The organism is Arthrobacter sp. zg-Y1116, assembly GCF_024385485.1.
GTDB lineage: Bacteria > Actinomycetota > Actinomycetes > Actinomycetales > Micrococcaceae > Arthrobacter_B.
The window spans coordinates 149,752-172,552 of sequence record NZ_JANFLR010000005.1 but is presented as its reverse complement, the minus strand read 5'-3'; the positions used below and the strand labels follow the sequence as shown (position 1 = coordinate 172,552).

The window sequence follows — 22,801 nt, the reverse complement described above, 5'->3', positions numbered from 1 at the left end:
GCTGCGCACCTTGGAAGGTGCGCAGCCGCCGTCGTTAACGGTTATTCGCCGTTAACAGCTATTCGCCGAAGCGGGCCACCAAGCGCCCCAGCACCTGGTTGTTCTTGAGCCGCTCAAGCCCGTCACCGACCTGGTCGAAGCTGATTTCCTCGTACCCCGGAGTGATCTCGCCGCGGAGCATCAGGTCGAAGACTTCCTCGATGTCTTCCACGGTGCCGCCGAGGGAACCCTCAATGGACTTGCCGAGGATGGTGTTGGTCGCCACCGTGAAGGTGGGCTTGCCGAGGCCAACCTGGACCACCTTGCCGCCGCGCCGGACCGCATTCACGGCCTTCTGCGTGGTGTCGAACCCTGCGTAGTCAACGATGAGGTCGAAGTCGCCGCCACGCCGCGGGTCGGTGACCCATTCCGCGGCGTCCTTGACGCAGGAAACTACGCCGGCCTCCTTGGCATTGGCCCAGGCTTCTTCCTTCATCTCGGCTACGTGCACTTCGGCACCGGCCAGGACGGCGGCGCGGGCGCCGATCTGCCCCAGGCCGCCGAAGCCGATCACGCCGACCTTCATGCCCTTGGCTGCCTTCCCGACTTTGATCATGGCGTGATAGGAGGTCATGCCGGCGTCCGTGGCGAGGGCAGCGAGGGAAATATCGAGGCCCTCGGGAACGCGGGCCAGGTCGCGGTAGTCCGCAGCGAGCTTGTCCGCGAAGCCGCCGGGAGTGAACATGCCGGTAGGCGGCTGGACTCCGGAGGAGCATACGCCGACGACGTCCCCGACCTGGAAGCCGGTCACCTCGGATCCCAGCGCGGTGATCACGCCGGCGTTTTCATGCCCCTGCGTCATCGGCAGGAACGGCATGGCGGATTCTCCGACCTCCATGTACATCACGTCGGAGTGGCACAGGCCCGCCGCCTTGACGTCAATGATGACCTGCGTGGGTGCCGGAACGGGCTCCGGGATTTCGTTCAGCTGGATCGGTTTGCGGTCCCCCATGTACTGCCAAGCTTTCATCACAACGTGTCCTCTCGGGTTGATTCGCGAGGCGGCTGCCGTGCTGGATAGGAGCACGAAATGGAGTGGTTCAGCCCCGCTGATGCCGATTTTATCGGCGCGGCACACTCTGGCAGGGGCCAGGTTCACCCGCCGCTGAGCGCTGGGCGCGCCGCTCCGGCGCCCCTCACCGCCACTGTTACTGTGCGACGTGCAGGCTTGAAAGCCGGGTTCAGCCCAGCACAGCAGGTTGGTCCTGGCCGGCCGACGGTTCCGGGGCCGTGGCCCGCGAATTCGGAACCGCAGCGGTGGACGCGGCAGCGGACAGCACGGCAGCGGCGATCGCGTCGGCGTCCTGCAACGTCCGTGAACCTTCCGCTGCCGGAGCGCCGGCCTCGGCGGCAATCGCCGTTCCCCACTGGACCGAGGACAACTGCAGTCCCAGCACAAACAGGTTCTCCACCGGTTCGCCGCTGACGCCCACCGTCCGATAAGGCGGCAAGGTAACGTCCAGCCCGGGAGTCATCACGGGGGTACCGTCGGCGGACATCATGACCTTCGGCCGGGCCAGGCCGTCGCGGATCAGTCCTGCCAGCAGCGGTGAGACGCTGCGGTCCACCCGGTTGGGCGGCATCATGGCCTCCACCAGGGTGGAAGCGGCGTATTCAGTGCCCACCCACGGGGATGAGGCGGTGAACACGCCCCGGGCCTCGTCCACGTCAAAGCGTGGATCCGGCCCGACAAAGTGCACCAGTCCGGCGCGGACCAAGGCCGCCAGCTGTTCGATCCGCTCCGGCGGCGGACCGCTGGCCAGGCCCTCGACCAGCGGCTCAAACCAGCCCCGCAGCTCGGTGAGCCAGGAAGGTTCGGCCAGGCCGCCGTCGGCCACCACTGCCTTCAGGAGGCTGCGTCCGGCGTTCAGGGCTCCGATTGCCATCTTCAACGGGTCGTCTTCCCCGGCGGCGCTTCCGGCGGCGTCCTCCTCCAGATAGGCCAGGACGGCGTTGTCCGCATCCTCGGCGCCCTTGAAGGGGCGGCGTCCCAGCGGCTGGGCCAGGGCTTCAAGATTGGTACGGCGGTTGGACGGAACGCAGGCATCCAGCACCGCTTCCTTCGCGGCGTCCCACTCCGGGCCCGGAAGGTTAAGGGCCGCTTCCAGCTGGTCAGAGAATTGCGCAGCGGTGCCGTTCAGCTCGCCGGGGGCCACCCGGGCGAGCGTGCTGTAATACGCCCAGACCGCGTCACGGTGCAGCAAGGGCCAGAGATCGTGGTCAAAACCGGGCAGCAGTCCGTCAGCCCGGAAGGCGAGCGCCCTCTCACGGGTCAGCCAGCGCAGGTGCACTCCGCGGGGGACGTAGGAGTCCAGCTTCGCCTTCGCCCGGTAGGGGGTGCCGCGGCGTGAGGCCGCAATCAGCTGCGGTTCCCGGCCAGAGGGTTCGTAGCGCAGGGCGCGGCCTGCAGGCTGCCCGGTGGACACGTACCGCCCGCCGCGGCCGACGGTGGCCGCGGCCATCACGTCAAAGAAATTCAGGCCCAGTCCGCGCACCAGCACCGGTTCCCCGGCGGGCAGGCGGGAGAAGTCGACGTCGGCCGGCACGGCAGGCGGAAGGTAGGTCAGTCCGTGGCGTTGGGCGGCGTCCTGCAGCCGTGCCTGTTCCGGGGAGAGCAGTGCGGGCAGGTGCCCCAGGGCCAGCACCACGGCGTCCGTTGCCAGAACCTGCTGTCCTTCCAGCTCGACGATCAGCCGGCCGTCCGCTTCTCGGGAGATGCCCAAGGCTTCGGTGCGGCGGTGTACGAGCTCCACGCCGTCGTCGGCAGCGGTTCTCCGCAACTGGTCGTAGGTCCACTCCAGATACCGCCCGTACAACGGACGGCTGGGGAAATCCGCGGGACCAAGCGCGGCCAGCTCCTGGCGGTCACCGGCGGAGAGACCATCCGCCGCACGAGTGCCGGCACCCATCAGCTCGCGCCACTGGTTAAAGGAGAGTCCGGCGGGCGAGGGCAGCAGGTCGCGGACCGTATCCCCGGCCGGGACCACGGTGGGGAACAGCGCCGGTGTGTTCATCAGGAAAAGCCGCGACTGATTGGTCCGCCAGACGTGGCCCGGACCCGGGTTGAAAGGGTCAATCAGCTCAATCCGGAGGGGCTGGCGCTGTGCAGCGGCCCGCCGGTTGGTCAGAAGCCGGTCCACTACGGAGAGGCCGCGGGGTCCTGCGCCAATGACAGCTACCCGGAAACTCTGCGTGTGATCCATCCATCTAGGGTATCCGGAGCCGGAGCGGCACGGGTTCGGGCAGGCGCGGGCACACCCCGTCGAGCACGACTGGAAAGCCGCGGTAGCTAGGATGGGCGCATGACATCCCCGAACCTCGACGCCGCCGATTCAGCCCCTACCGACGAGTTCCTCTGGCTGGAGGACATCTACGGAGATAAGCAGCTGGACTGGGTCCGCTCCGAGAACGCCGTGACCGAAAACCTGCTCTCGCGCACCGGATTTGAGCAGACGGAGGAACGGCTGCTCGAAGTCCTGGATTCCACGGACCGGATCCCCATGGTCGCCAAGCGCGGGGAGCACTATTACAACTTCTGGCGCGACGCAGAACACCCGAAGGGCCTGTGGCGCCGCACCACGTGGCAGAGCTACACGGCAACGGAAACCGAGTGGGAGGTGCTGCTGGACCTGGATGAGCTCAGCGCGGCCGAGGGGATCGAATGGGTGTGGGGCGGGTCCATGTTCCTGCGCCCGCAGGACGGCGTTTCCTACCGCCGCGCACTGGTGGCCCTCTCCCCCGACGGCGGCGACGCGGCCCGTTACCGGGAGTTCGACGTCGTCGACCGCGCCTTCGTGCCCGGCGGGTTCGACATCCCCGCAGCCAAGAGCCGGATCAGCTGGGCCGGCGAGGACAGCCTGTATGTGGGGACGGACTTCGGCCCGGGTTCCATGACCACCTCCTCCTACCCGCGCACCAGCCGCATCCTGCGCCGCGGGCAGGACTTGTTGGACGCCGAACCCTTCTTTGAAGTTCCCGAAGACCACATGATGGCCGTGGTGCAGCGGGACCAGACGCCCGGCTTCGAACGGGACCTGGCCGTGGACATCATCGACTTCTACAACACGCGTACTTTCCTGCGGGAGGGCGGCGACTGGGTGCAGCTTGATGTCCCGCTGGACGTGAACGTGGATGTTCACCGCCAGTGGCTGCTGCTGCGGCCGCGGACGGACTGGGAGCTCGACGGCGTTCCCCACCCCGCCGGTTCGCTTCTGGCCGCGTCGCTGGAAGAATTCACCGCCGGAAACCGGACCGTCCACCGCCTCTTCACCCCGGATGCGTCCACGTCGCTGCAGTCCTGGAGCTGGACCCGGGACCGGCTCCTGCTGAACCTGCTGCGCGATGTGAGCTCCGAAATCCTGGTCCTCACCCCCGAAGACGGCTGGCGGGCGGACATCCTGGACGCCTGCCCGCCGCTGCACTCGGTGGACGCGTACGCCGTGGATGACGAGGACGAAGAAGCCGGCAACGATTACTGGCTGATCAGTACCGGGTTCCTGACGCCGTCCACGCTGTCCCGCGGCACCTTGGCCGGTCCCGGTTCCCGGGACGGCCGCCGGGCCGAGGCGGTCAAGACCTCCCCCACCATGTTCGACGCCGCGGGACTGGCTGTCGAACAGCACTTCGCCGTGTCTGCGGACGGCACCAAGGTTCCCTACTTCCAGGTGGGCCCGCAGGACCTGGTGCTCGACGGCTCCAACCCCACCCTGCTCAACGGATACGGCGGATTCGAAGCTTCCCTGACCCCCGCGTACAGCGGAGTAGTGGGCCGCGGCTGGCTGGAGCGGCGCACCACGGACGCCGACGGCGTCGAACGGCACGGCGTCTATGTGCTGGCCAACATCCGCGGCGGCGGGGAATACGGACCCGAATGGCACCGTGCCGCCCTGCAGGAAAACCGGCACCGGGCCTACGAGGACTTCGCCGCCGTGGCCGAGGACCTCGTGGCCCGCGGCGTGACCTCCCGGGAGCACCTGGGCTGCACCGGGCGCAGCAACGGCGGACTGCTGGTGGGCAACATGCTCACCACCTATCCGCACCTGTTCGGTGCTGTTTCCTGCGGGGTGCCGCTACTGGACATGCGCCGCTACACCAAGCTTTCCGCCGGCTATTCCTGGATCGCCGAATACGGTGACCCGGACGATCCCGCGCAGTGGGAGTTCGTTCAGACGTTCTCCCCCTACCACCTGATCAAGGAAGACGTTTCCTATCCGCCCACGCTGATCTGGACGGCCACCAGCGATGACCGGGTAGGTCCGGTGCAGGCCCGCAAAATGGCTGCCCGGATGAAGGCCATGGGTGCGGACAAGGTCTGGTTCCACGAAGCGTTGGAGGGCGGGCACGCCGGTGCGGCGGACAACCGGCAGTCGGCCCGGATGCACGCCATGTCCTACGAATTCCTCTGGGAAGCGCTCACCGGAAGACTGGCCTGAGGCGTTTTGCCCTAATCGGCAAGTTGCCGGTAGTCTTGTCAGGCTGGCAGCGGAAGTTGCCGGCGTTGCAAGTATGCAAGTTGGAGACGTGCCAGAGCGGCCGAATGGGCTTCACTGCTAATGAAGTGTGGGCCTAAAGCCCACCGGGGGTTCAAATCCCCCCGTCTCCGCGCTGAAACCCCCGGGCAACCGGGGGTTTTTTTGCGTCTACCCTAGATTCACCACCGAATCGCTTCAGAAGGGGCCGCGCGTCCATGGAACACGAGAGCATCCTGCTTCACGGACCGCGGGTGACGCTGCGGGATTTCCGGGCCGACGACGTCGACGCCGTGCACGCGTTTACCTCCGATCCGGTGGTTACGCAGTGGTCCACGTGGGGACCCAATACCTGGGCCGATACGGCGTCCTTCGTCGCGGACGCTGCCGCCGAGCCTGCTGCCCCGGAGAGGACCCGGTTCACGCTGGCCGTGCTGTTCCAGAACCGTCTGGTGGGGACGGCGGCGGTGTGGACCACCAGCCCGTCCGACCGCAACGGGGAACTGGGATATACGCTGGCGCATGATGTGTGGGGGCAGGGCCTTGCCACCGAGGCCGCAGCGCTCCTGCTCGGCCATGCCTTCGGTCCGATGGGGCTGGTGCGGGTGGAAGCCACCTGCCATCCGGAGAACGCGGGTTCGGTCCGGGTATTGGAAAAGAACGGCTTCGCCTTCGAAGGCCGGCTCCGGGAACACCGGCTGGTACGCGGGAAGCGGCGGGATTCCCTGTTGTTCGCCGCCCTGCTTTCGGACCGGGAGCTTTCGGGCCGGGACCTCTGGGACCGGGAGCTTTCAGACCCCTCGGCGGATAAGCTGGCAGCCGGTTCACCAGCTTCCCTACCGTGAAGGAACTATCCATGGAAATGCGACTGCTCGGCAACAGTGGAACCTCGGTCAGCAACTATGCACTGGGCACCATGACCTTCGGCAACGAATCCGATGAGCGGGCCTCACACGCCATCCTCGACGATTACGTCCGGGCCGGCGGAAACTTCGTGGACACCGCGGATGTTTACACAACCGGTGCGTCCGAAGAGATCATCGGCCGCTGGCTGCACGCCCATCCCACGGAAGCGGCCGACGTCGTCCTGGCCACCAAGGGGCGCTTCCCGATGGGCGGCGGGGCCAACGATCTGGGCACGTCCCGGCGCCACCTGCGCCGCGCATTGGACGATTCCCTGACCCGGCTGGGCGTGGACCACGTGGACCTGTACCAGCTGCATGCCTGGGATCCCTGCACTCCGCTCGAGGAGAGCCTGGGCTTCCTCAATGACGCCATCACCGCGGGGAAGATCAGCTATTACGGGCTTTCCAACTTCACCGGCTGGCAGCTGACCAAGGCCGTCTATGTGGCCCGCGAACACGGATGGGCATTACCAGTCACGCTCCAGCCGCAGTACAACCTGCTTGAGCGGGAGATCGAATCCGAGATTGTTCCCGCAGCGCTCGACGCCGGGCTGGGGTTGCTGCCCTGGTCGCCGCTTGCCGGCGGCTGGCTCACCGGCAAGTACCACCGCGAGACGGTACCCGCCGGGAACACGCGCGTGGGCGACAACCCCACGCGGCAGTTCCAAGGGTGGGACCTGCGCAGCCACAACGAGCGGACCTGGCGGATCGTCGACGAGCTGCGGACGGTGGCTGCCGCACACTCCGCCACGCCGGCACAGGTGGCACTGGCCTGGCTGGCGGACCGTCCCGGAGTGACCTCGGTAATCCTCGGCGCGCGCACGACGGACCAGCTCGCTGACAACCTGGGGGCGGCGTTCCTGGTGCTGGCCGACGAGGAAAAGCAGCGCCTGACGGAGCTGAGCGTCCCGCAGGTCGGCAACTATCCGTACGGTCCGGACGGCCGGAACCAGCGGGAGCGTCTGCTCGAGGGCGGCCGGGCCGGGCGGTAACGCTGCTGTGCCCCTGGGAGTTCCGGGGCCCCTGAGTGCCCTACGGCTTGAGGAAGTCCTCGGGGCGCAGTTTCTGCGCCCATTTGCTGATCTCTTCTTCCCGGACCGCTTCTGATTCTGCCCCGGCTGCGGGTTTGGCTGCATCCGGCGCGGCCGCACCGGGCTTCGCGGCGTCGGGCGTGGCCGCGGACCCGGGATCCGGGATGGGCCGTACATACGGCTGCGGGTGCGCAGCCATGTTCGTGATGGCAGCCCCCGAGGCACGGATGCCGGCGCCGGTGAACATCGCGTAGAGCTTCAGCGCCTTTACCGGCTGGCCCTGTCCGAGGGCGGCATAGATCTGCCGGTGCTGATCTGCGCTCAGCAGCGCGGCAGCATCCCTGGCGGCCTGCGGCGACGTGCCGGTTGCCGCCGGCTCGGGACGGGGACGTGCAGGCCGTGCCGGCCGCGCCGGGCGTGCACCGCCCGAACCGTCGGCACCGCTGGAAGCGCCTGCCTCCGGCTTGGGGTTGGCGGCGCGGCGCTTCTCGAACCTGCCCCAGAGCGCACTCAAAACAGCGATGGATAGGACGAAGAGGATGATAACCGCAAGCTCCATACCTTGATCCTAGCTTTGCTTTCTTCGGGCCTTAAAACGACCGGTATATTGACGTCCAGCACAATGACGCCCAAATCAACGGAGATGCCATGACGTCCAGCGCCGCTTCACTGCCTTCCCTGAAATCCCTGAGTGTCGAAATTCATGACGGCGTGGCCGAAGTGCAGTTGATCGGACCCTCCAAAGGCAACGCCATGGGACCGGATTTCTGGGCCGAGCTGCCCGCAGTGTTTGACGCGCTGAGCACCGACGACGCCGTCCGGTCCGTCCTGCTCTACGGCTCCGGCGGGAATTTCAGCTACGGCCTGGACCTGCCCGCCATGGCTCCGCTGTTCGCGCCGCTGCTCGCCGCCGGCGGCATGGATGCCAAGCTGCGCGAAGGTTTCCTCCGGCAGATCAAGGACCTCCAGGACGCCGTCACCTCGCTGGCCTGCTGCGCGAAGCCGGTCATTGCAGCGGTGGACGGCTGGTGCATCGGCGGAGCCATTGACGTTATTGCCGCAGCGGACATCCGTATTGCCTCCCGCACCGCGCGCTTCAGCGTCCGTGAGGTTCGGGTAGCCATCGTGGCGGATCTCGGCTCGCTGCAGCGGCTGCCCGCCATCATCGGTGAAGGCGCCACCCGGCAGCTGGCCCTGACCGGAGAGGATTTCGACGCCGACCGCGCCGCGTCCCTCGGCCTGGTCACGGAACTGGCGGACGACGTCGTCGCGCGCGGACGCGAGCTGGCCGTGCAGATAGCTGCGAATCCCCCGTTGGTGGTGCAGGGCGTCAAACAGGTGATGAACCGGCGGACCCAGGCGCAGGTCCAGGATGGGCTGGATTATGTGCAGGTCTGGAACACGGCGTTCCTGGCCAGCCACGATTTCGGCGAGGCTACCGCTGCCTTCACTGAACGGCGTCCGCCGGTTTACCGCGGCCGGTAGGGTTTCCGGAGGGCGAGGTTCTGCCCGGCCGCACCGCGACCGAGAGGGCGGCAACGGTCACCAGCCCCAGCATCACCGCCGCCCCGGGCAGGTCGGGAAACACCGCAGGCACGATCGCTGCAGCAAGTGCCGTGATGCCCATCGCCGCAGTCCGGGCATCGCGGGTCCGCACCGCAAGCAGCAGCAGGGCAGCCCCGAAAACCGGGCTGAAGACCAGATCCGGGGTGAAGGGAACGCTGAACACTGCGAGTCCTGCGAGCGCTGCCAGGGCTCCCCGCTGCTGCCGGATCCCCCGTCTGCCCTCCCACCGTGCCGTGAGCACCCAGGCGACTACGAGCAGCGCCGCGGCCAGGATCCCGGCGCCGAAACCGACAAGCAGGGAGCCGAACCAGTTCTGCGGAAGGAAAGGGAGCTTGCCAGCGAGGTGCCAGGCCGCGCCCAGCACTGCTCCGGCACCTGTCGCCGCCGCCAGCCACCGTGTCGCGTTGTGGTCCGCCCTGCGTTTGGTGCCCGGCTCTTGCGAATCATCCTGACGCATGCGCTTCCCCTCCCGGCTACACGTGCCGCCTCCCGGATAGAGTCTGCAGCATTTGCGGGCAGCCCGCACGCTTACCGAATGGCGTTCCTTCTCTTAGCATCTTCCTCGCAACGGGAACGGCCGTTCCCGCCCGATCCGAGAGGGGAACCCCTGATGGGTTACATCGAAGCTGGCACCGAAAACAGCACCGCCATCCACCTCTACTACGAAGACCAGGGCGCCGGCCAGCCGGTAGTGCTGATTCACGGGTATCCCCTGGACGGCCATTCCTGGGAGCGCCAGACCCGCGAGTTGCTCGCGGCAGGCTACCGTGTCATCACCTATGACCGGCGCGGCTTCGGGCAGTCAAGCAAAGTCGGCTCCGGCTACGACTACGACACCTTCGCGGCGGACCTCAACACCGTGCTGGAGACGCTCGACCTCCGTGACGTGATCCTGGTCGGCTTCTCCATGGGCACCGGGGAACTGGCCCGCTACGTCAGCCGGCACGGCCATGACCGCATCGCCAAACTCGCTTTCCTCGCCTCGCTCGAGCCGTTCCTGGTGGCCAAGGAAGACAATCCCGAGGGCGTGCCGCAGGAAGTGTTTGACGGCATCGCAGCAGCCGCCCGCGAAGACCGTTACGCCTGGTTCACCAACTTCTACTCCGATTTCTACAACCTGAAGGAGAACCTGGGCAGCCGCATCAGCCAGGAGGCCGTCACCGCCAGCTGGAACGTGGCCATCTCCAGCGCGCCGGTCGCCGCCTACGCCGTGGTGCCCACCTGGATTGAAGACTTCAGGGCCGACGTAGATGCCGTCCGCGAAAGCGGCAAGCCCGTGATGATCCTGCACGGCACGGCGGACAACATCCTGCCGATCGACGCCACGGGCCGCCGCTTCCGGAAGTTGGTCCCCGCAGCGGACTACGTGGAGATCGACGGCGCACCCCACGGCCTCCTGTGGACGCATGCCGCCGAGGTCAACTCAGCCCTGCTGGAATTCGTTGGCAAATAACCGGTGGGAACTCAGCGGCGGCACGGGTTCGCCCGTCCCGCCGCTGTTGCACCGCAGGGCGCCGCTAGGCCTTCAGCGCCAGCACGAACGGCAGCACCGCTTCGGCCCCTGCTTCCCGCAGCACCCGCCCGGCTTCGGTGAGGGTCCAGCGGCTGTCCGCGAAGTCGTCCACGAGCAGCACCGGTCCGGGGTTCGCCGCGAACCAGGCGGCCCCTTCCGGAGGAACCGCAAACTGGTCCCAGACGGCGGCCAGCCGGAAGGCACTGTTGCCGCCGGGGCCACCTGCGGGTCCGCCGTGCGGCAGTTGGAGCGTCCCCAGATACGGAATCCGGCCAAGCTCCGAGAGGCCGCTCGCAAGCGAGTCCACCAACTGCGGCCGGGACCGGGACGGAATGGACACAATGGCCACCGGGCGTTCGGCCCAGCCCCACTGCGCCAGGACCTGCACGCAGCCGTGAAGCAGTGCCGAGTCCACCGGCATGTCTTCGGCGCCCGGGGCGAAGATTTCCCGCAGCCGTCCGCCCCAGCCCAGGTCGGTCAGCCGGGCCAGGGCACGCCCGCTGGAAACGGTCCGGTCCGGCTTGATCTTGCCCTTGACCGGCACACCCAGCCGGTCCATGCCCGAGGGGTACATTCCGCGCGGATCCACCTCCACGCCAACCTTGTCCAGCGCCTGGGCCGCGTTGTCGGTGGCCTCCGCCGCGACGTCGTCGCCGAACCAGCGGCCGGCACAGTTGTCGCAGCGCCCGCAGGGCGCGGCTGCCGGATCGTCGAGCTGCTGGGACAGGAACTGCATGCGGCAGCCGGTGGTGCTCTCGTAATCGAGCATCGCCTGCTGTTCCTTCACCCGGGCAGCGGCAATGCGTTCATAGCGTTCCCGGTCGTAATGCCACGGCTGCCCGGTGCCCCGCCAGCCGCCGGACACCTTTTCGACGGCGCCGTCCACGGACAGGACCTTCAGCAGCAGTTCCAACGGCGAGCGCTTCAGGTTGACCCGGGTCTCCAGCACACCGACGGACAGCACCTCCCCGGAGGCCAGCTCGGAGAGCACCGCGGTGGCCGGACCCTCGGACGGCATGGAGGATGTGGCGAAGTACTGCCAGATATCACGGTCCTCCGCACCCGGCAGCAGCAGCACATCGGCGTTCGGGGTGCCACGGCCGGCACGACCCACCTGCTGGTAGTACGCCACCGGCGACGACGGCGCGCCCAGGTGGATCACGAAGCCCAGATCGGGTTTGTCGAAGCCCATGCCCAGCGCACTGGTGGCCACCAGCGCCTTGACCCGGTTCTCCTTCAGGGCGGCTTCGGCCTCTTCCCGGTCCGCCGGGTCGGTGCGGCCGGTGTAGGCAAGGACCGGGTGTCCGGCCTTCTGCAGCAGCCGGGCGGTGTCTTCGGCGCCGGAGACGGTCAGCGCGTAGATGATGCCGCTGCCGGGCAGCTCGTCCAGGTGCGTCAGCAGCCAGGCCAGGCGCGCCTTGGGGTTGGGCAGCCGCAGGACACCGAGCCGCAGCGATTTGCGGGCCAGCGGGCCGCGGATGGTGAAGACGTCTTCGCCGCCGGCGGCGAGCTGTTCCTCAATGTCCTTCACCACGCGGCTGTTGGCCGTGGCAGTGGTGGCCAGCACCGGAACCGTAGAGGGAAGCCGCTCAATCAGGTGGCGGATGCGGCGGTAGTCCGGACGGAAGTCATGGCCCCAGTCGGAGATGCAGTGCGCTTCGTCGATCACCAGCAGCCCGGAACGCCGGATCAGCTCGGGCAGGTGCTGCTCGCGGAACCCGGGGTTGTTCAACCGTTCCGGAGAAACCAGCAGCACATCCACCTCGTCGGCCTCGAGCTTCGCGGAAATGTCCTGCCACTCCAGCTGGTTGGCGGAGTTGATGGCCACCGCGCGGACCCCGGCCCGCGCGGCGGCGGCCACCTGGTCCCGCATCAGCGCCAGCAGCGGGGAAACAATCAGCGTGGGACCTGCCCCCCGTGCCCGCAGCAGCAGGCTGGCGACGAAGTACACCGCGGACTTGCCCCAGCCGGTGCGCTGGACCACCAGGGCGCGGCGTCCGCCGGCCACCAGGGCCTCAATGGCTTCGAACTGGTCCTGGTGGAACTCCGCGGAGTCATTGCCCACCAGCGCCCGCAACAGCTCCACAGCCTCGCTGTGCAGCGAACGCGTGCTTTCGGAAACAGTGTCAGAAGCGGTGCCTTGCGTATCAGTGCTTTCCATACCATCCACTATCCCAGCCCCTTGGAACTGTTCCCTGCACCGGATTTGAACTGTGGACAAGACCGCCGCGGCGGGCGCCCCCTATAGACTGGCCAACGTGAACAATGCATTCGACCTCTCCGCGTCCTTCAAGGCCTACGACGTCCGCGGCGTCGTGGGCGAGACCATCACCCCGCAGATCGTCGAGGCCGTAGGGGCCGCGTTTGTAGACGTCCAGGGCCTGTCCGGGCAGACGGTACTGGTTGGCGGTGACATGCGTCCGTCCTCTCCCGAGTTCATCCGCGACTTCGCGCGCGGCGCCACCGCCCGCGGCGCCGATGTGCTCCTGCTGGACCTGATTTCCACCGATGAGCTCTACTACGCCTGCGGAGTGATGAATGCGGCCGGTGTGACCTTCACCGCAAGCCACAACCCGGCGCAGTACAACGGCATCAAGATGGCCAAGGCCGGCGCCGTGCCCATCTCCTCGGAGACCGGGCTCAAGGAGATCCAGGCCCTCGCCGAGCAGTACCTGAACGAGGGCGTCATTCCGGCGGCGGCGGCCACGGGTTCCATCTCCGTCCGGGACGTCCTGTCCGACTACGCCAAGTACCTGCGCAACCTGGTGGACCTGTCCGGGATCCGGCCGTTGAAGGTAGTGGTGGATGCGGGCAACGGCATGGCCGGCATGACCACCCCCGCAGTGCTCGGCGACAGCATCCTGTCCGGGCTGCCCCTGGACATTGTTCCCCTCTACTTTGAACTGGACGGGTCCTTCCCGAACCACCCGGCCAACCCGCTGGAGCCGGAGAACCTGCGGGACCTGCAGGCCGCCGTCGTCGAACACGGCGCCGACATCGGCCTCGCCTTCGACGGCGACGCCGACCGCTGCTTCGTGATCGACGAAAAGGGCGAGCCGGTCAGCCCCTCCGCCGTCACCGCCCTGGTCGCACGCCGCGAGATCGCCCGGGCCAAGGCCGCCGGCGAAGAGACACCCGTGATCATCCACAACCTGATCACCTCCCGCGCGGTGCCCGAACTGGTGGCGCACGACGGCGGCCGTGCCGTCCGCACCCGGGTGGGCCACTCCTTCATCAAGGCAGTGATGGCCAGCGAAGGGGCCGTCTTCGGCGGCGAGCACTCCGCCCACTACTACTTCCGCGACTTCTACAACGCCGACACCGGCATGCTTGCGGCCATGCACGTGCTCGCGGCCCTGGGCGAGCAGCCCCGCAGCCTCTCGGATCTGGCCCGCGAGTATGAGCCATACATCTCCTCCGGCGAAGTGAACTCCCGGGTCGAGGACGTCCCGGCCGCCGTTGCCCGCGTCCGCGCCGAATTCGAGCGCGACGGCGTCACGGTGGACACCCTCGACGGTGTGACGTTCACCGCCGACGACGGCTCGTGGTGGTTCAACCTCCGCGCGTCCAACACCGAACCCTTCCTGCGTCTGAACGCTGAAGCAGAGGATCTGCCCACCATGGAGCGGGTCCGCGACCACGTATTGAAACTAGTAAGGAAATAACAATGGCTGATGTAGAACTGAACGGATCAGAGCCCTCCGCCGAGGTCCAGGAGGACCTGAACTCCCTGCTGGGCACCGCCCTCGGCGTGACGCAGGAGCAGCTTGAGGCGCAGGGTGCGTTCCTGCCGGCCGCGCTCGTGGTGCAGAACGACGGCGAACTGCGGATGATCGCCGTCGCCCCCGAGGACAGCGACGAGGACCTGGATGCGGACTCGATGATCGAGGACCTGTACACGGTGCTGACCGAGCAGAAGGGCGAAAACCGCGCGGTTGCCGTGTTCTCCGACATCCACCTGCCGGAGGAAAACACCGACGCCATCCACATCGTCACCGAACACTCCGAAGGCGTCTGCATCTCCGCCATCCAGACCTACTCGGAGCAGGACGGCGAGTGGACGTTCAACGAACCCATCTGGGAGGGCGGCGAGCCCATCGTCTGGGCCGACGCTGAGTAACCAGCCCTAGCACTGCAAAAGGGAAGCCCCGCCGGCGTTCCGGCGGGGCTTCCCTTTTGCCTGCGGGTCAGGCGGTGGCGAAGCGGTCCTTCAACTCGGCCAGCCGGTCCTTCAGTTCCTGCGGCAGGGTGGGACCGAAGCGGTGGTACCACTCGTCGATGCCGTCAAGCTCGGTGGCCCACTCCTGCGGATCCACGCGGACGGCCTGCTCCACGTCCTCGGGGGTCATGTCCAGGCCGGTGAGGTCAATGGAATCCCCCGTGGGCACAAACCCGATGGGGGTTTCCACCGCATCCGCCTTGCCCTCGAGGCGTTCAATGACCCACTTGAGCACCCTGGCGTTGTCGCCGAAGCCCGGCCAGGCGAACCCGCCGTCGGCCGTGCGGCGGAACCAGTTGACCAGGAAGATCTTCGGCAGCTTCTCCTGGTTGGCCTTGCCGCTGAGTTCGATCCAGTGCCGCAGGTAGTCGCCGGCGTCGTACCCCATGAACGGAAGCATGGCCATCGGATCGCGCCGGACCACGCCCACCTGTCCGGCGGCGGCAGCGGTGGTTTCGGAGGACAGCGTAGAGCCCATGAAGATCCCGCTGGCCCAGTCGCGGGCCTCCGTCACCAGGGGAACGGTGGTCTTGCGGCGCCCGCCGAACAGGATGGCCGAGACCGGAACCCCGTTCGGTGAGTGGTATTCGTCTGCCAGCATGTCGATCTGGTCGATCGGCGTGCAGAAGCGCGAGTTCGGATGCGCTGCCGGGCGGCCGGCGTCGGGCGTCCATTCCTGCCCGAGCCAGTCGGTGAGGTGCGCCGGCGCCTCATCCGTCATGCCTTCCCACCAGACACCGCCGTCGTCGGTGAGTGCCACGTTGGTGAAGATGGAGTTGCCCTTGGCGATGGCACGCATGGCATTGGGGTTGGTACTCCAGCCGGTGCCGGGAGCGACACCGAAGAGGCCCGCCTCCGGGTTCACCGCACGCAGTTCGCCTTCTTTGCCGAACCGCATCCAGGTGATGTCATCACCCAGGGTTTCGACCTTCCAGCCCTCGATGGTCGGGTCCAGGAGCGCCAGGTTGGTTTTGCCGCAGGCCGAGGGGAAGGCGGCGGAGACGTAGTAGTCCTTCTGCTCCGGGCTGGTGAGCTTGAGGATGAGCATGTGCTCGGCCAGCCAGCCTTCGTCCCGGGCCATGATGGAGGCAATGCGCAGGGCGTAGCATTTCTTGCCTAGCAGCGCGTTGCCGCCGTAGCCCGAACCGTAGGACCAGATGGAGCGGTCCTCGGGGAAATGCACGATCCACTTCTCGTCGCTGCAGGGCCAGGTGACGTCCTCTTCGCCCTCGGCCAGCGGGAAGCCTACGGAGTGGAGTGCCGGCACGAAGAAGGCGTCCAGCTCTTCCATCTTGCGCAGCACGTCGGTGCCGATGTTGGCCATGATGCGCATGGAGGCGACCACGTAGGCGCTGTCGGTGATTTCGACGCCGAACTTCGGGTCTTCCGCGGCAAGGTGGCCCATAACGAAGGGCACCACGTACATGGTGCGCCCGCGCATGGAACCGGCGAAGAGGCCGTTGAGCTTGGCCCGCATCTCGCCCGGGTCCATCCAGTTATTGGTGAAGCCGGCGTCTTCGCGCTTTTCGGAGCAGATGAAGGTCTGCTCTTCGACCCGGGCCACGTCCTTGGGGTCCGAGAAGGCAGCAAAGGAATTCGGGAAGGTCTCGGGGTTCAGCCGCACCAGGGTGCCGGCATCCACGAGTTCATTCGTGAGGGCCCGGTTTTCCTCTTCGGAACCGTCGACCCAGTACACGCGGTCAGGCTGCGTCAGCTCGGCTACTTCTTTTACCCACGCAAGGAGGGCCTGGTGGGTGGTGGGTGCAGCAGCCTCTCCCGTGGTGCTGTCCAGCGGCTGGCTTGCAGCATTCTCGCCGTTCTCATCGAGAACTAGCTGACGCGCGTCATGGCCCATGACTCTTCCCTTCGTTGGGTCAGTGGTGTGTTTTGATGCTAGTTGTGCCTTTCGGGACGCTTTGCCGGTAAAGATCGCACCTTTATTGCCGCATTCGTGATCGGTCCCACAAATCCAAGAGAATCAGGGCCCCTCCCCTACTCTAATGTGACCAAGGTCACGTAGACCGGTCTAGTGACACAGACGACATGCTTCTCGATTGGTGTTGCCCTCAAAAGCCCGCTATAGTTATCTACGGCCAAACAGCCACGGAAGAACTTGAAAGAAACCGATGAGAATCGGTTTTGATACAATAGTTCTTATGCGTGCGTAGCTCAACGGATAGAGCATCTGACTACGGATCAGAAGGTTGGGGGTTCGAATCCCTTCGCGCGCACCACTCGGACCCGGTCCGATCAGGACAACTGATCGGACCGGGTTTTTTGTTGTCTCTGGATACCCGCTCCTGCCCTGCGTAGGGTGGTCGGTAAGCAACCGGGCCGGCAGCCTGCGCCGGAAGGCCTTTCCCGCAGCCGCCGGACCCCTAAGGACGCCGGTATGCCCAGTCCGAATTCCACGCAGCTGCCCTCGGTACTCATAGATCTGGTGCTGGAGAGCCCGGATGTACAGGATTTCCTCAACAGGTCAGCAGTCCTGGCCTCCCGCGAATTCTCCGGGCCGGACGGCCCCGTCTCCTGCGCCGTGACGCTCCTGCACAAATCCCGGCCCCGTGTCGTTGCCAGCAGCAGCGAGGAGGCCAGGCACCTGGATGAGATCCAGTATTCCTACGGCGATGGCCCCTGCCTCACCGCAGCACGCAGCGGCACAACGGTCCTTGTGAAGGACCTGGCCGCCGAGCAGCGCTGGCCGGGCTACACCAGCGAGGTTTCCCGTCGCGGCCTGCGCTCCATCCTCGCCGTGCCCATTGCCCTGTCCGGCGACTACCTCAGCGCCCTGAACCTGTACGCAAACCGCGAAAACGCCTTTCCCGACGCCACGGTGCAGGCGGCTGAGAGTTTTGCCCGGCACGCTGCGGCAGCCGTACGGCTGGCCATCCGCATTACCGACACAACCGCAAGGGCAGAGGACCTTGTGGCCGCCATGCGTTCCCGCACCAGCATCGATATTGCCATCGGCATCATCATGGGACAGAGCCGCTGCTCCCAGCAGCAGGCCTTCGATGTCCTGCGTGCAGCCTCCAGCCACCGGAACATGAAACTGCGCGAGGTCGCCGAATCCGTGGTGGCCTCGGTGAACGGACGACCCGCAGAAACGTATTTCGACGGGTAGGACAAGCTACCCGGTTGCCCCGCTCCCGCCGCGGTGCAAGGCTCATGTCCATGACTGAGACTCTGCAGACCGACGTAGTGGTGATTGGGGCAGGTGCCGTGGGAGAGAATGCGGCAGACCGCATTGTCCGCGGCGGGCTGGCCGCCGTCCTGGTGGAAGCGGCCCTGGTGGGCGGCGAATGCTCCTACTGGGCCTGCATGCCCTCAAAGGCGCTCCTGCGGCCCGGCACGGCGCTGAAGGAAGCACAGTCGCTGGCAGGTTCCCGTGAGGCGGTCACCGGCACGCTGGACGCCGATGCCGTCCTGGAGCGCCGGAACTCGTTCACCTCAAACTGGGATGATGCAGGCCAGGCCGAGTGGGTCGCAGGCGCCGGCATTGAACTGGTCCGCGGCCGGGCACGGCTCACGGGAGAACGCGAGGTGGAAGTGGCCGCCAACGACGGCCGGACCCTGCGGATCTCCGCGCGGCACGCCGTCGTCCTCGCCACCGGCTCCACCCCGTCCGTTCCACCGATCGAGGGCCTGGATACCACTGAGTACTGGGGCACCCGGGACGCCACCTCCGCCACCGGGATTCCGGGCCGCCTCGTCGTCATCGGCGGCGGGGTGTCCGGCGTCGAACTGGCGCAGGCCTACGCGCGCCTGGGCTCGAAGGTAACGCTGCTGGCCCGTCACGACATCCTGGGTTCCTTCCCCGACCCGGTACGTACGCTGGTGCGGGAAGGACTCGAGGCCGACGGCATCGACGTGCGCACCTCCGCCTCCCCCGCGTCCGTGCGGACGTCCGACGACGGCGGCGTGGAAGTATCGCTCGAGGGCGGCGACACCGTGGGCGGGGATCGGCTGCTGGTTTCCACCGGGCGCCGCCCTGCCCTGGACGGGCTGGGCCTTGAGGACATCGGCCTGGCCCCGAAGGCGCTGGACACCGACGATTCCGGCCGGGTGCTGGGCGTCGACGGCGGATGGCTGTACGCCGTGGGGGACGCGGCGGGGAAGGTGCTGCTCACCCATCAGGGCAAATACGAGGCGCGGGCAACCGGCGACGTGATCGCCGCGCGGGCCAGGCAGGAACCCGGCAGCGCCGAACCGGCTGCCTGGAGCCGGTACACGGCAACCGCGGACCGTTACGCCGTGCCGCAGGTGGTGTTTACCGACCCGGAAGCGGCGATGGTCGGGCGGACTCTCGAGCAGGCCCGGGCGGACGGCGTCAACGCCTCGGAAACATCGCTGGAAATCGCCGTCGCCGGCTCCTCGCTGTATGCGGACAACTACCGCGGCTGGGCTCAGATGGTCGTGGACGAGGACCGGCGAGTGCTGGTCGGGGTGACCTTCGTGGGACCGGGCGTCTCGGAACTGCTGCAGGCGGCAACGATTGCCGTCGCCGGCGAGGTGCCGCTGGACCGCCTCTGGCATGCCGTTCCCGCCTACCCCACCATCAGCGAGGTGTGGCTCCGGCTGTTGGAAAAGTACGGTCTCTGACATTATGCCGGTCCCGGTGTGGCAGACCTCTCCGCACCCCTATTTGGACTGACTAGTCAGTTTCCCGTAGGTTGGCAGATGCGCCTCTGAAGCGTGCCAGGCGCACAGCTACCCTAAGGACCAAGGCGAAGACCATGCTCAGTGCGGAAACCCTCTTTATGAAGGGGCGCCACAGTGCCCTCCTTCCTCCGACAACCCTTGAGGTGGATACCGGAGGGCTGCTGCTGGTCTCCGGCGATGACCAGTCCACCCGTACTGCCCTCGCCCTGGTGCTTGCGGGCAGGATGCGCCCCACCTCCGGCAACCTCTCATGGGGGCACAGTGCACGGCTTGAGCATCTGCGCCGTTCCGCGGCACTGATCGATTCGCCGGAGGTCAACGAACCCGAACGCCATTTCCGCGTGCGGGACCTGGTTGCCGAAGACCTGGCGCTGATCCCCCGCCGGAACCGGCCGCGGGGAAAAGCCGCCGACTGGCTGTCCGACGAAGGCCTCTCGGATCTGGGTCCCCGGTGGGTCGAGGAGCTGGAGCCGCACATCCGGCTGGATCTGCTGACCCGGCTGGCACTGGCGGATGTCGACGTGGAGCTGCTGGTCTTTGACTCTCCCGACCGCCACGACGCCGATCCGGAGGCTTGGCTGCCCGTGCTGACCGGCAGCGTGTCCTCGCCCATACGGCTGGTGACCGCCGTTGCCGTGGTGGCGCAGATCCCGCCGGACTGGACCGGACCCACTGCTGCTGCGGGGGCCGCCGCGGACACCAACGCAGCCTCGGGCACCGCCGCCGCCGAGGAGGTCTCGGCATGACCGCCTTCCGCCTGGCACTCAGCGAGCTTCGCCGCATGACCAGCGGCACCCTGCCGAAGCTGGCCATCCTCGCCCTCTCATTGGTCCCCCTGCTCTACGGCGCCGTCTACCTGTATGCGAACTGGGATCCCTACGGAAACCTCGACGGCGTCAAGGCCGCCCTGGTGGTCGACGACGACGGGGCCGACACCGCTGACGGCAGGCTCGACGTCGGCGCCACGGTCCGCGAAAACCTGCTGGAGGACGGGACCTTCGACTGGGAGATGGTTGACAGTCCCGCTGCCGCGGAACGCGGCGTGAAGGACGGCACCTATGAATTTGCCCTGACCATTCCCGGGGACTTTTCCGCGAACCTGGCCTCGGCGTCGGATCCGGCGACCGCCCGGAAGGCGACCCTGCACGTCACCACCAATGAAGCGAACAACTACCTGCTCAGCAGCATCGTGGACAAGCTGACCTCTTCCGTCCATGACACCGTGGCGGCGGAAGTCGGCGAGGAAACCGCCAGCCAGCTGCTGACCGGATTCAGCACAGTGCACGGCCAGCTGGAACTGGCCGCCGACGGCGCCGGGCAGCTCGCCGGTGGTGCAGCGACCGCGGATTCCGGGGCCGCCGAGCTCGTCACAGGGCTGGGCACCCTGTCCTCCGGAGCGCAGGCATTGGTCGCCGGGCAGGAGCAGCTGGTAGCCGGAGCCAACCAGCTGTCGACGGGCGCCGGCGAGCTGTCCGCGGGAGCGAATCAGTTGTCCTCAGGTGCGGCCGAGCTTTCCTCGGGCCTGGGCCAGCTCTCCGCCGCCACGGCACAGCTGCCGCAGCAGACACAGCAGCTGGCAGACGGCGCCCGGCAGGTGGCGGCCGGGACGGCCGGCGTGGAGGCCGCCGTAACGGCTTCGGCCGACACCGCCCGGCAGGGTGTCACCGATGCCGTGACGCGGCTGGTGCAGCGGGGCGTCCTGACGCCGGAGCAGGCCGCGGCCCTGCAGCAGGAGCTTGCCGGAACCACCGCCGGAACCGGCGGGCTGGAGCAACTGAAGGCGCTCTCCGACGGGGCTGCAGCAGTCTCGGCCGGTGCGGACCGACTTGCAGGCAGCGCTCCGCAGCTCGCCTCGGGCATCAGCACTGCGAACGACGGCGCTTCCCGGCTTTCCGCCGGCGCAGCGGACCTGTCCACCGGCGCCGCCGAGCTGTCCTCGGGGGCAGACGGGCTCGCGGGCGGCGAGCAACAGGCCATGGGCGGCACCCGGGAGCTGGCGGCAGGAGTCGACACCGCCGCCGCCGGTGCAGGCAGTCTCCAGGACGGATTGGGGCAGCTACGCGACGGATCGGACGATCTGGCCCGGCAGCTGAAGGACGGCGCGGGTGAAATCCCCAACCCGAACGATGAGGAACGGGCCAACGGCTCCGCGGTAATCGCCGATCCGCTGACCGTCAGCACGGTGGACCAGGCCGAGGCAGGCAGCTACGGTGCGGGACTGGCTCCCTATTTCCTGACGCTGGCCATGTGGGTGGGTATCTTCATGCTCGCGCAGGCTCTGCGTCCCATCAGCCGCCGGGCGCTGGCCTCCAATGCCCCGGGCTGGAAGATTGCCCTGGGCGGCTGGCTGCCGTTCCTCGGTGTCTCACTGGTCCAGGCAACGCTGCTGTATGCAGTGGTGCGGTTCGGGCTGGGACTGGACCCCGTCCATCCGGTACAGGCCTGGGGGCTGCTGTTGATGGCTTCCATGGCGTTCTCGGCTTTGATCCAGGGCATCGTGGCGCTGCTGGGTTCGGTCGGCAAGTTCGTGGTGCTGGTGCTGCTGGTGCTGCAGCTGGTCTCCTCGGGCGGCACTTTCCCGTGGCAGACCATCCCGGCGCCCTTGCATCTGGCCCACGACGTGCTGCCGATGGGCTACACCGTGACCGGGCTGCGGCAGCTGCTGTACGGAGGGGACCTAACCCAGGTCACCGGCGTCGCCGTCGGGCTGCTCGCCTACACCGCCGTCGGACTGCTGCTCTCCCTGCTGGCTGCCCGACGGCACCGGCTGTGGACCCTGAAGACGCTGCAGCCGGAAATCAGCATTTAGGCCCGGCGCACCACGAAGTCCGTGATGCGGGCGTCGCGTCCGTCCAGCTCGGCCCACGGCAGCGCGTGTTCCATGACGGTGAGGCCCGACGTCGGATAGCGGGTGGCCATTTCCATGACGGCTTCTTCGTCCGAGTCCGCCGAGGCAAGCCGCATGGCCAGGTCCTGGACGCCGGGGAGGTGTGCGATTACCAGCAGGCTGGTGACCGTTTCCGGAACGTGGTTGATGAGGCTGAGGATCCGCTCCGGCGTCGCCGCGTAGAGGCCGTCTTCAAGCTTCGCGGTCGGTGCCTTATCCCCGAGTTCCTTGCAGACCCAGGTGCAGGTCTGCCGCGCGCGCAGGGCGGACGAGCAGAGGATGAAGTCGGGAATGCTGCCGTGCTCGCGCATCCACTGCCCGGCCAGCGGCGCGTCCCGGTGTCCGCGCCCGGAGAGCGGGCGCTCGTGGTCTGCGACGTCGCGGGGCCAGTCCGCCTTGGCATGGCGCAGGAGCTGGAGTTTCTTCAGGTGGTGGCCGGTCATTAGCCAAGCTTAGCCGCGGACGGAGCCCCCGCTCCGTCCGCGGCTGCGGTCCTAAGGACCGCGGCTGG

At 67.4% G+C, this 22,801-nt stretch carries 18 protein-coding genes and 2 tRNA genes; 13 read left to right on the top strand and 7 right to left on the bottom strand.

All coding sequences use genetic code 11. The features are described from left to right. Positions 1 to 58 precede the first annotated feature (58 nt). Both NNX34_RS15565 and NNX34_RS15560 read right to left on the bottom strand, forming a co-directional pair. Positions 59 to 1,009 (bottom strand): zinc-binding dehydrogenase, encoded by a 951-nt coding sequence (locus NNX34_RS15565; protein ID WP_227923933.1) that lies wholly within the window; start codon positions 1,007 to 1,009, stop codon positions 59 to 61. Between the two features lie 211 nt (positions 1,010 to 1,220). Further along, positions 1,221 to 3,242, bottom strand: coding sequence for an FAD/NAD(P)-binding domain-containing protein (locus NNX34_RS15560; protein WP_255767435.1), 2,022 nt, complete (start codon positions 3,240 to 3,242; stop codon positions 1,221 to 1,223). Positions 3,243 to 3,341: 99 nt separating this feature from the next. On the opposite strand from NNX34_RS15560, the gene NNX34_RS15555 reads away from it, so the two are divergent. The 4 genes from NNX34_RS15555 (at position 3,342) to NNX34_RS15540 (ending at position 7,404) form a co-directional block, all read left to right on the top strand. Beyond that, a complete protein-coding gene (locus tag NNX34_RS15555; RefSeq protein WP_255767434.1) occupies positions 3,342 to 5,471 on the top strand; it encodes a prolyl oligopeptidase family protein in 2,130 nt (709 codons plus the stop codon). A gap of 82 nt (positions 5,472 to 5,553) precedes the next feature. Then, positions 5,554 to 5,641: transfer RNA gene (locus NNX34_RS15550), tRNA-Ser, on the top strand. 84 nt (positions 5,642 to 5,725) lie between these two features. Next, entirely contained in the window at positions 5,726 to 6,352 is a 627-nt protein-coding gene (locus tag NNX34_RS15545; protein WP_255767432.1) for a GNAT family N-acetyltransferase, read from the top strand. 11 nt (positions 6,353 to 6,363) lie between these two features. Then, entirely contained in the window at positions 6,364 to 7,404 is a 1,041-nt protein-coding gene (locus NNX34_RS15540; RefSeq protein WP_255767431.1) for an aldo/keto reductase, read from the top strand. Between the two features lie 40 nt (positions 7,405 to 7,444). Here NNX34_RS15540 and NNX34_RS15535 read toward each other — a convergent pair whose 3' ends face one another. Beyond that, entirely contained in the window at positions 7,445 to 8,002 is a 558-nt protein-coding gene (locus NNX34_RS15535; RefSeq protein WP_255767430.1) for a hypothetical protein, read from the bottom strand. A gap of 89 nt (positions 8,003 to 8,091) precedes the next feature. Here NNX34_RS15535 and NNX34_RS15530 point away from each other — a divergent pair, with 89 nt between their 5' ends. Next, entirely contained in the window at positions 8,092 to 8,928 is an 837-nt protein-coding gene (locus NNX34_RS15530) for a crotonase/enoyl-CoA hydratase family protein (protein ID WP_255767429.1), read from the top strand. Here NNX34_RS15530 and NNX34_RS15525 read toward each other — a convergent pair. Further along, complete coding sequence (locus tag NNX34_RS15525; RefSeq protein WP_255767427.1) at positions 8,891 to 9,466, bottom strand: hypothetical protein; 576 nt, start codon at positions 9,464 to 9,466, stop codon at positions 8,891 to 8,893. The genes NNX34_RS15530 and NNX34_RS15525 overlap by 38 nt on opposite strands. Before the next feature lie 153 nt (positions 9,467 to 9,619). Here NNX34_RS15525 and NNX34_RS15520 point away from each other — a divergent pair, with 153 nt between their 5' ends. Continuing rightward, positions 9,620 to 10,462 (top strand): alpha/beta fold hydrolase, encoded by an 843-nt coding sequence (locus NNX34_RS15520; RefSeq protein WP_255767426.1) that lies wholly within the window; start codon positions 9,620 to 9,622, stop codon positions 10,460 to 10,462. A gap of 64 nt (positions 10,463 to 10,526) precedes the next feature. Here the strand turns inward: NNX34_RS15520 and NNX34_RS15515 are convergent, their stop codons facing one another. After that, positions 10,527 to 12,683 (bottom strand): RecQ family ATP-dependent DNA helicase, encoded by a 2,157-nt coding sequence (locus tag NNX34_RS15515; RefSeq protein WP_255767425.1) that lies wholly within the window; start codon positions 12,681 to 12,683, stop codon positions 10,527 to 10,529. Positions 12,684 to 12,780: 97 nt separating this feature from the next. Between NNX34_RS15515 and NNX34_RS15510 the strand changes: the two genes are divergently transcribed. Beyond that, positions 12,781 to 14,187, top strand: coding sequence for a phosphomannomutase/phosphoglucomutase (locus NNX34_RS15510; protein ID WP_255767424.1), 1,407 nt, complete (start codon positions 12,781 to 12,783; stop codon positions 14,185 to 14,187). A gap of 2 nt (positions 14,188 to 14,189) precedes the next feature. Continuing rightward, a complete protein-coding gene (locus NNX34_RS15505; protein WP_255767423.1) occupies positions 14,190 to 14,642 on the top strand; it encodes a hypothetical protein in 453 nt (150 codons plus the stop codon). A gap of 67 nt (positions 14,643 to 14,709) precedes the next feature. Here NNX34_RS15505 and NNX34_RS15500 read toward each other — a convergent pair whose 3' ends face one another. Further along, entirely contained in the window at positions 14,710 to 16,596 is a 1,887-nt protein-coding gene (locus NNX34_RS15500) for a phosphoenolpyruvate carboxykinase (GTP) (RefSeq protein WP_255767422.1), read from the bottom strand. Between the two features lie 303 nt (positions 16,597 to 16,899). Here NNX34_RS15500 and NNX34_RS15495 point away from each other — a divergent pair. The 5 genes from NNX34_RS15495 (at position 16,900) to NNX34_RS15475 (ending at position 22,212) form a co-directional block, all read left to right on the top strand. Continuing rightward, positions 16,900 to 16,975: transfer RNA gene (locus NNX34_RS15495), tRNA-Arg, on the top strand. A 158-nt stretch (positions 16,976 to 17,133) separates the two neighbouring features. Beyond that, on the top strand, positions 17,134 to 17,865 hold the full coding sequence (locus NNX34_RS15490; protein ID WP_255767421.1) for a GAF and ANTAR domain-containing protein: 732 nt from the start codon (positions 17,134 to 17,136) through the stop codon (positions 17,863 to 17,865). Positions 17,866 to 17,909: 44 nt separating this feature from the next. Then, on the top strand, positions 17,910 to 19,343 hold the full coding sequence (locus NNX34_RS15485) for an NAD(P)/FAD-dependent oxidoreductase (RefSeq protein ID WP_370647283.1): 1,434 nt from the start codon (positions 17,910 to 17,912) through the stop codon (positions 19,341 to 19,343). 134 nt (positions 19,344 to 19,477) lie between these two features. Further along, a complete protein-coding gene (locus NNX34_RS15480; RefSeq protein WP_255767419.1) occupies positions 19,478 to 20,149 on the top strand; it encodes an ABC transporter ATP-binding protein in 672 nt (223 codons plus the stop codon). Continuing rightward, the gene (locus NNX34_RS15475; RefSeq protein ID WP_255767418.1) at positions 20,146 to 22,212 is read left to right on the top strand and encodes a YhgE/Pip domain-containing protein; all 2,067 of its coding nucleotides are present in this window, start codon (positions 20,146 to 20,148) and stop codon (positions 22,210 to 22,212) included. The genes NNX34_RS15480 and NNX34_RS15475 overlap by 4 nt, the downstream gene beginning before the upstream one ends. Here NNX34_RS15475 and NNX34_RS15470 read toward each other — a convergent pair. Next, positions 22,209 to 22,733: a histidine phosphatase family protein gene (locus tag NNX34_RS15470; RefSeq protein WP_255767417.1), complete on the bottom strand. Its 525-nt coding sequence runs from the start codon at positions 22,731 to 22,733 to the stop codon at positions 22,209 to 22,211. The genes NNX34_RS15475 and NNX34_RS15470 overlap by 4 nt on opposite strands. Positions 22,734 to 22,801 lie beyond the last annotated feature (68 nt).

What these genes read in the sequence shown, in the direction of transcription:
- NNX34_RS15565 (WP_227923933.1), bottom strand. Translation starts at nt 1,009, where the DNA reads ATGAAAGCTTGGCAGTACATGGGGGACCGCAAACCGATCCAGCTGAAC.
- NNX34_RS15560 (WP_255767435.1), bottom strand. Translation starts at nt 3,242, where the DNA reads ATGGATCACACGCAGAGTTTCCGGGTAGCTGTCATTGGCGCAGGACCC.
- NNX34_RS15555 (WP_255767434.1), top strand. Translation starts at nt 3,342, where the DNA reads ATGACATCCCCGAACCTCGACGCCGCCGATTCAGCCCCTACCGACGAG.
- NNX34_RS15545 (WP_255767432.1), top strand. Translation starts at nt 5,726, where the DNA reads ATGGAACACGAGAGCATCCTGCTTCACGGACCGCGGGTGACGCTGCGG.
- NNX34_RS15540 (WP_255767431.1), top strand. Translation starts at nt 6,364, where the DNA reads ATGGAAATGCGACTGCTCGGCAACAGTGGAACCTCGGTCAGCAACTAT.
- NNX34_RS15535 (WP_255767430.1), bottom strand. Translation starts at nt 8,002, where the DNA reads ATGGAGCTTGCGGTTATCATCCTCTTCGTCCTATCCATCGCTGTTTTG.
- NNX34_RS15530 (WP_255767429.1), top strand. Translation starts at nt 8,092, where the DNA reads ATGACGTCCAGCGCCGCTTCACTGCCTTCCCTGAAATCCCTGAGTGTC.
- NNX34_RS15525 (WP_255767427.1), bottom strand. Translation starts at nt 9,466, where the DNA reads ATGCGTCAGGATGATTCGCAAGAGCCGGGCACCAAACGCAGGGCGGAC.
- NNX34_RS15520 (WP_255767426.1), top strand. Translation starts at nt 9,620, where the DNA reads ATGGGTTACATCGAAGCTGGCACCGAAAACAGCACCGCCATCCACCTC.
- NNX34_RS15515 (WP_255767425.1), bottom strand. Translation starts at nt 12,683, where the DNA reads ATGGAAAGCACTGATACGCAAGGCACCGCTTCTGACACTGTTTCCGAA.
- NNX34_RS15505 (WP_255767423.1), top strand. Translation starts at nt 14,190, where the DNA reads ATGGCTGATGTAGAACTGAACGGATCAGAGCCCTCCGCCGAGGTCCAG.
- NNX34_RS15500 (WP_255767422.1), bottom strand. Translation starts at nt 16,596, where the DNA reads ATGGGCCATGACGCGCGTCAGCTAGTTCTCGATGAGAACGGCGAGAAT.
- NNX34_RS15490 (WP_255767421.1), top strand. Translation starts at nt 17,134, where the DNA reads ATGCCCAGTCCGAATTCCACGCAGCTGCCCTCGGTACTCATAGATCTG.
- NNX34_RS15485 (WP_370647283.1), top strand. Translation starts at nt 17,910, where the DNA reads ATGTCCATGACTGAGACTCTGCAGACCGACGTAGTGGTGATTGGGGCA.
- NNX34_RS15480 (WP_255767419.1), top strand. Translation starts at nt 19,478, where the DNA reads ATGCTCAGTGCGGAAACCCTCTTTATGAAGGGGCGCCACAGTGCCCTC.
- NNX34_RS15475 (WP_255767418.1), top strand. Translation starts at nt 20,146, where the DNA reads ATGACCGCCTTCCGCCTGGCACTCAGCGAGCTTCGCCGCATGACCAGC.
- NNX34_RS15470 (WP_255767417.1), bottom strand. Translation starts at nt 22,733, where the DNA reads ATGACCGGCCACCACCTGAAGAAACTCCAGCTCCTGCGCCATGCCAAG.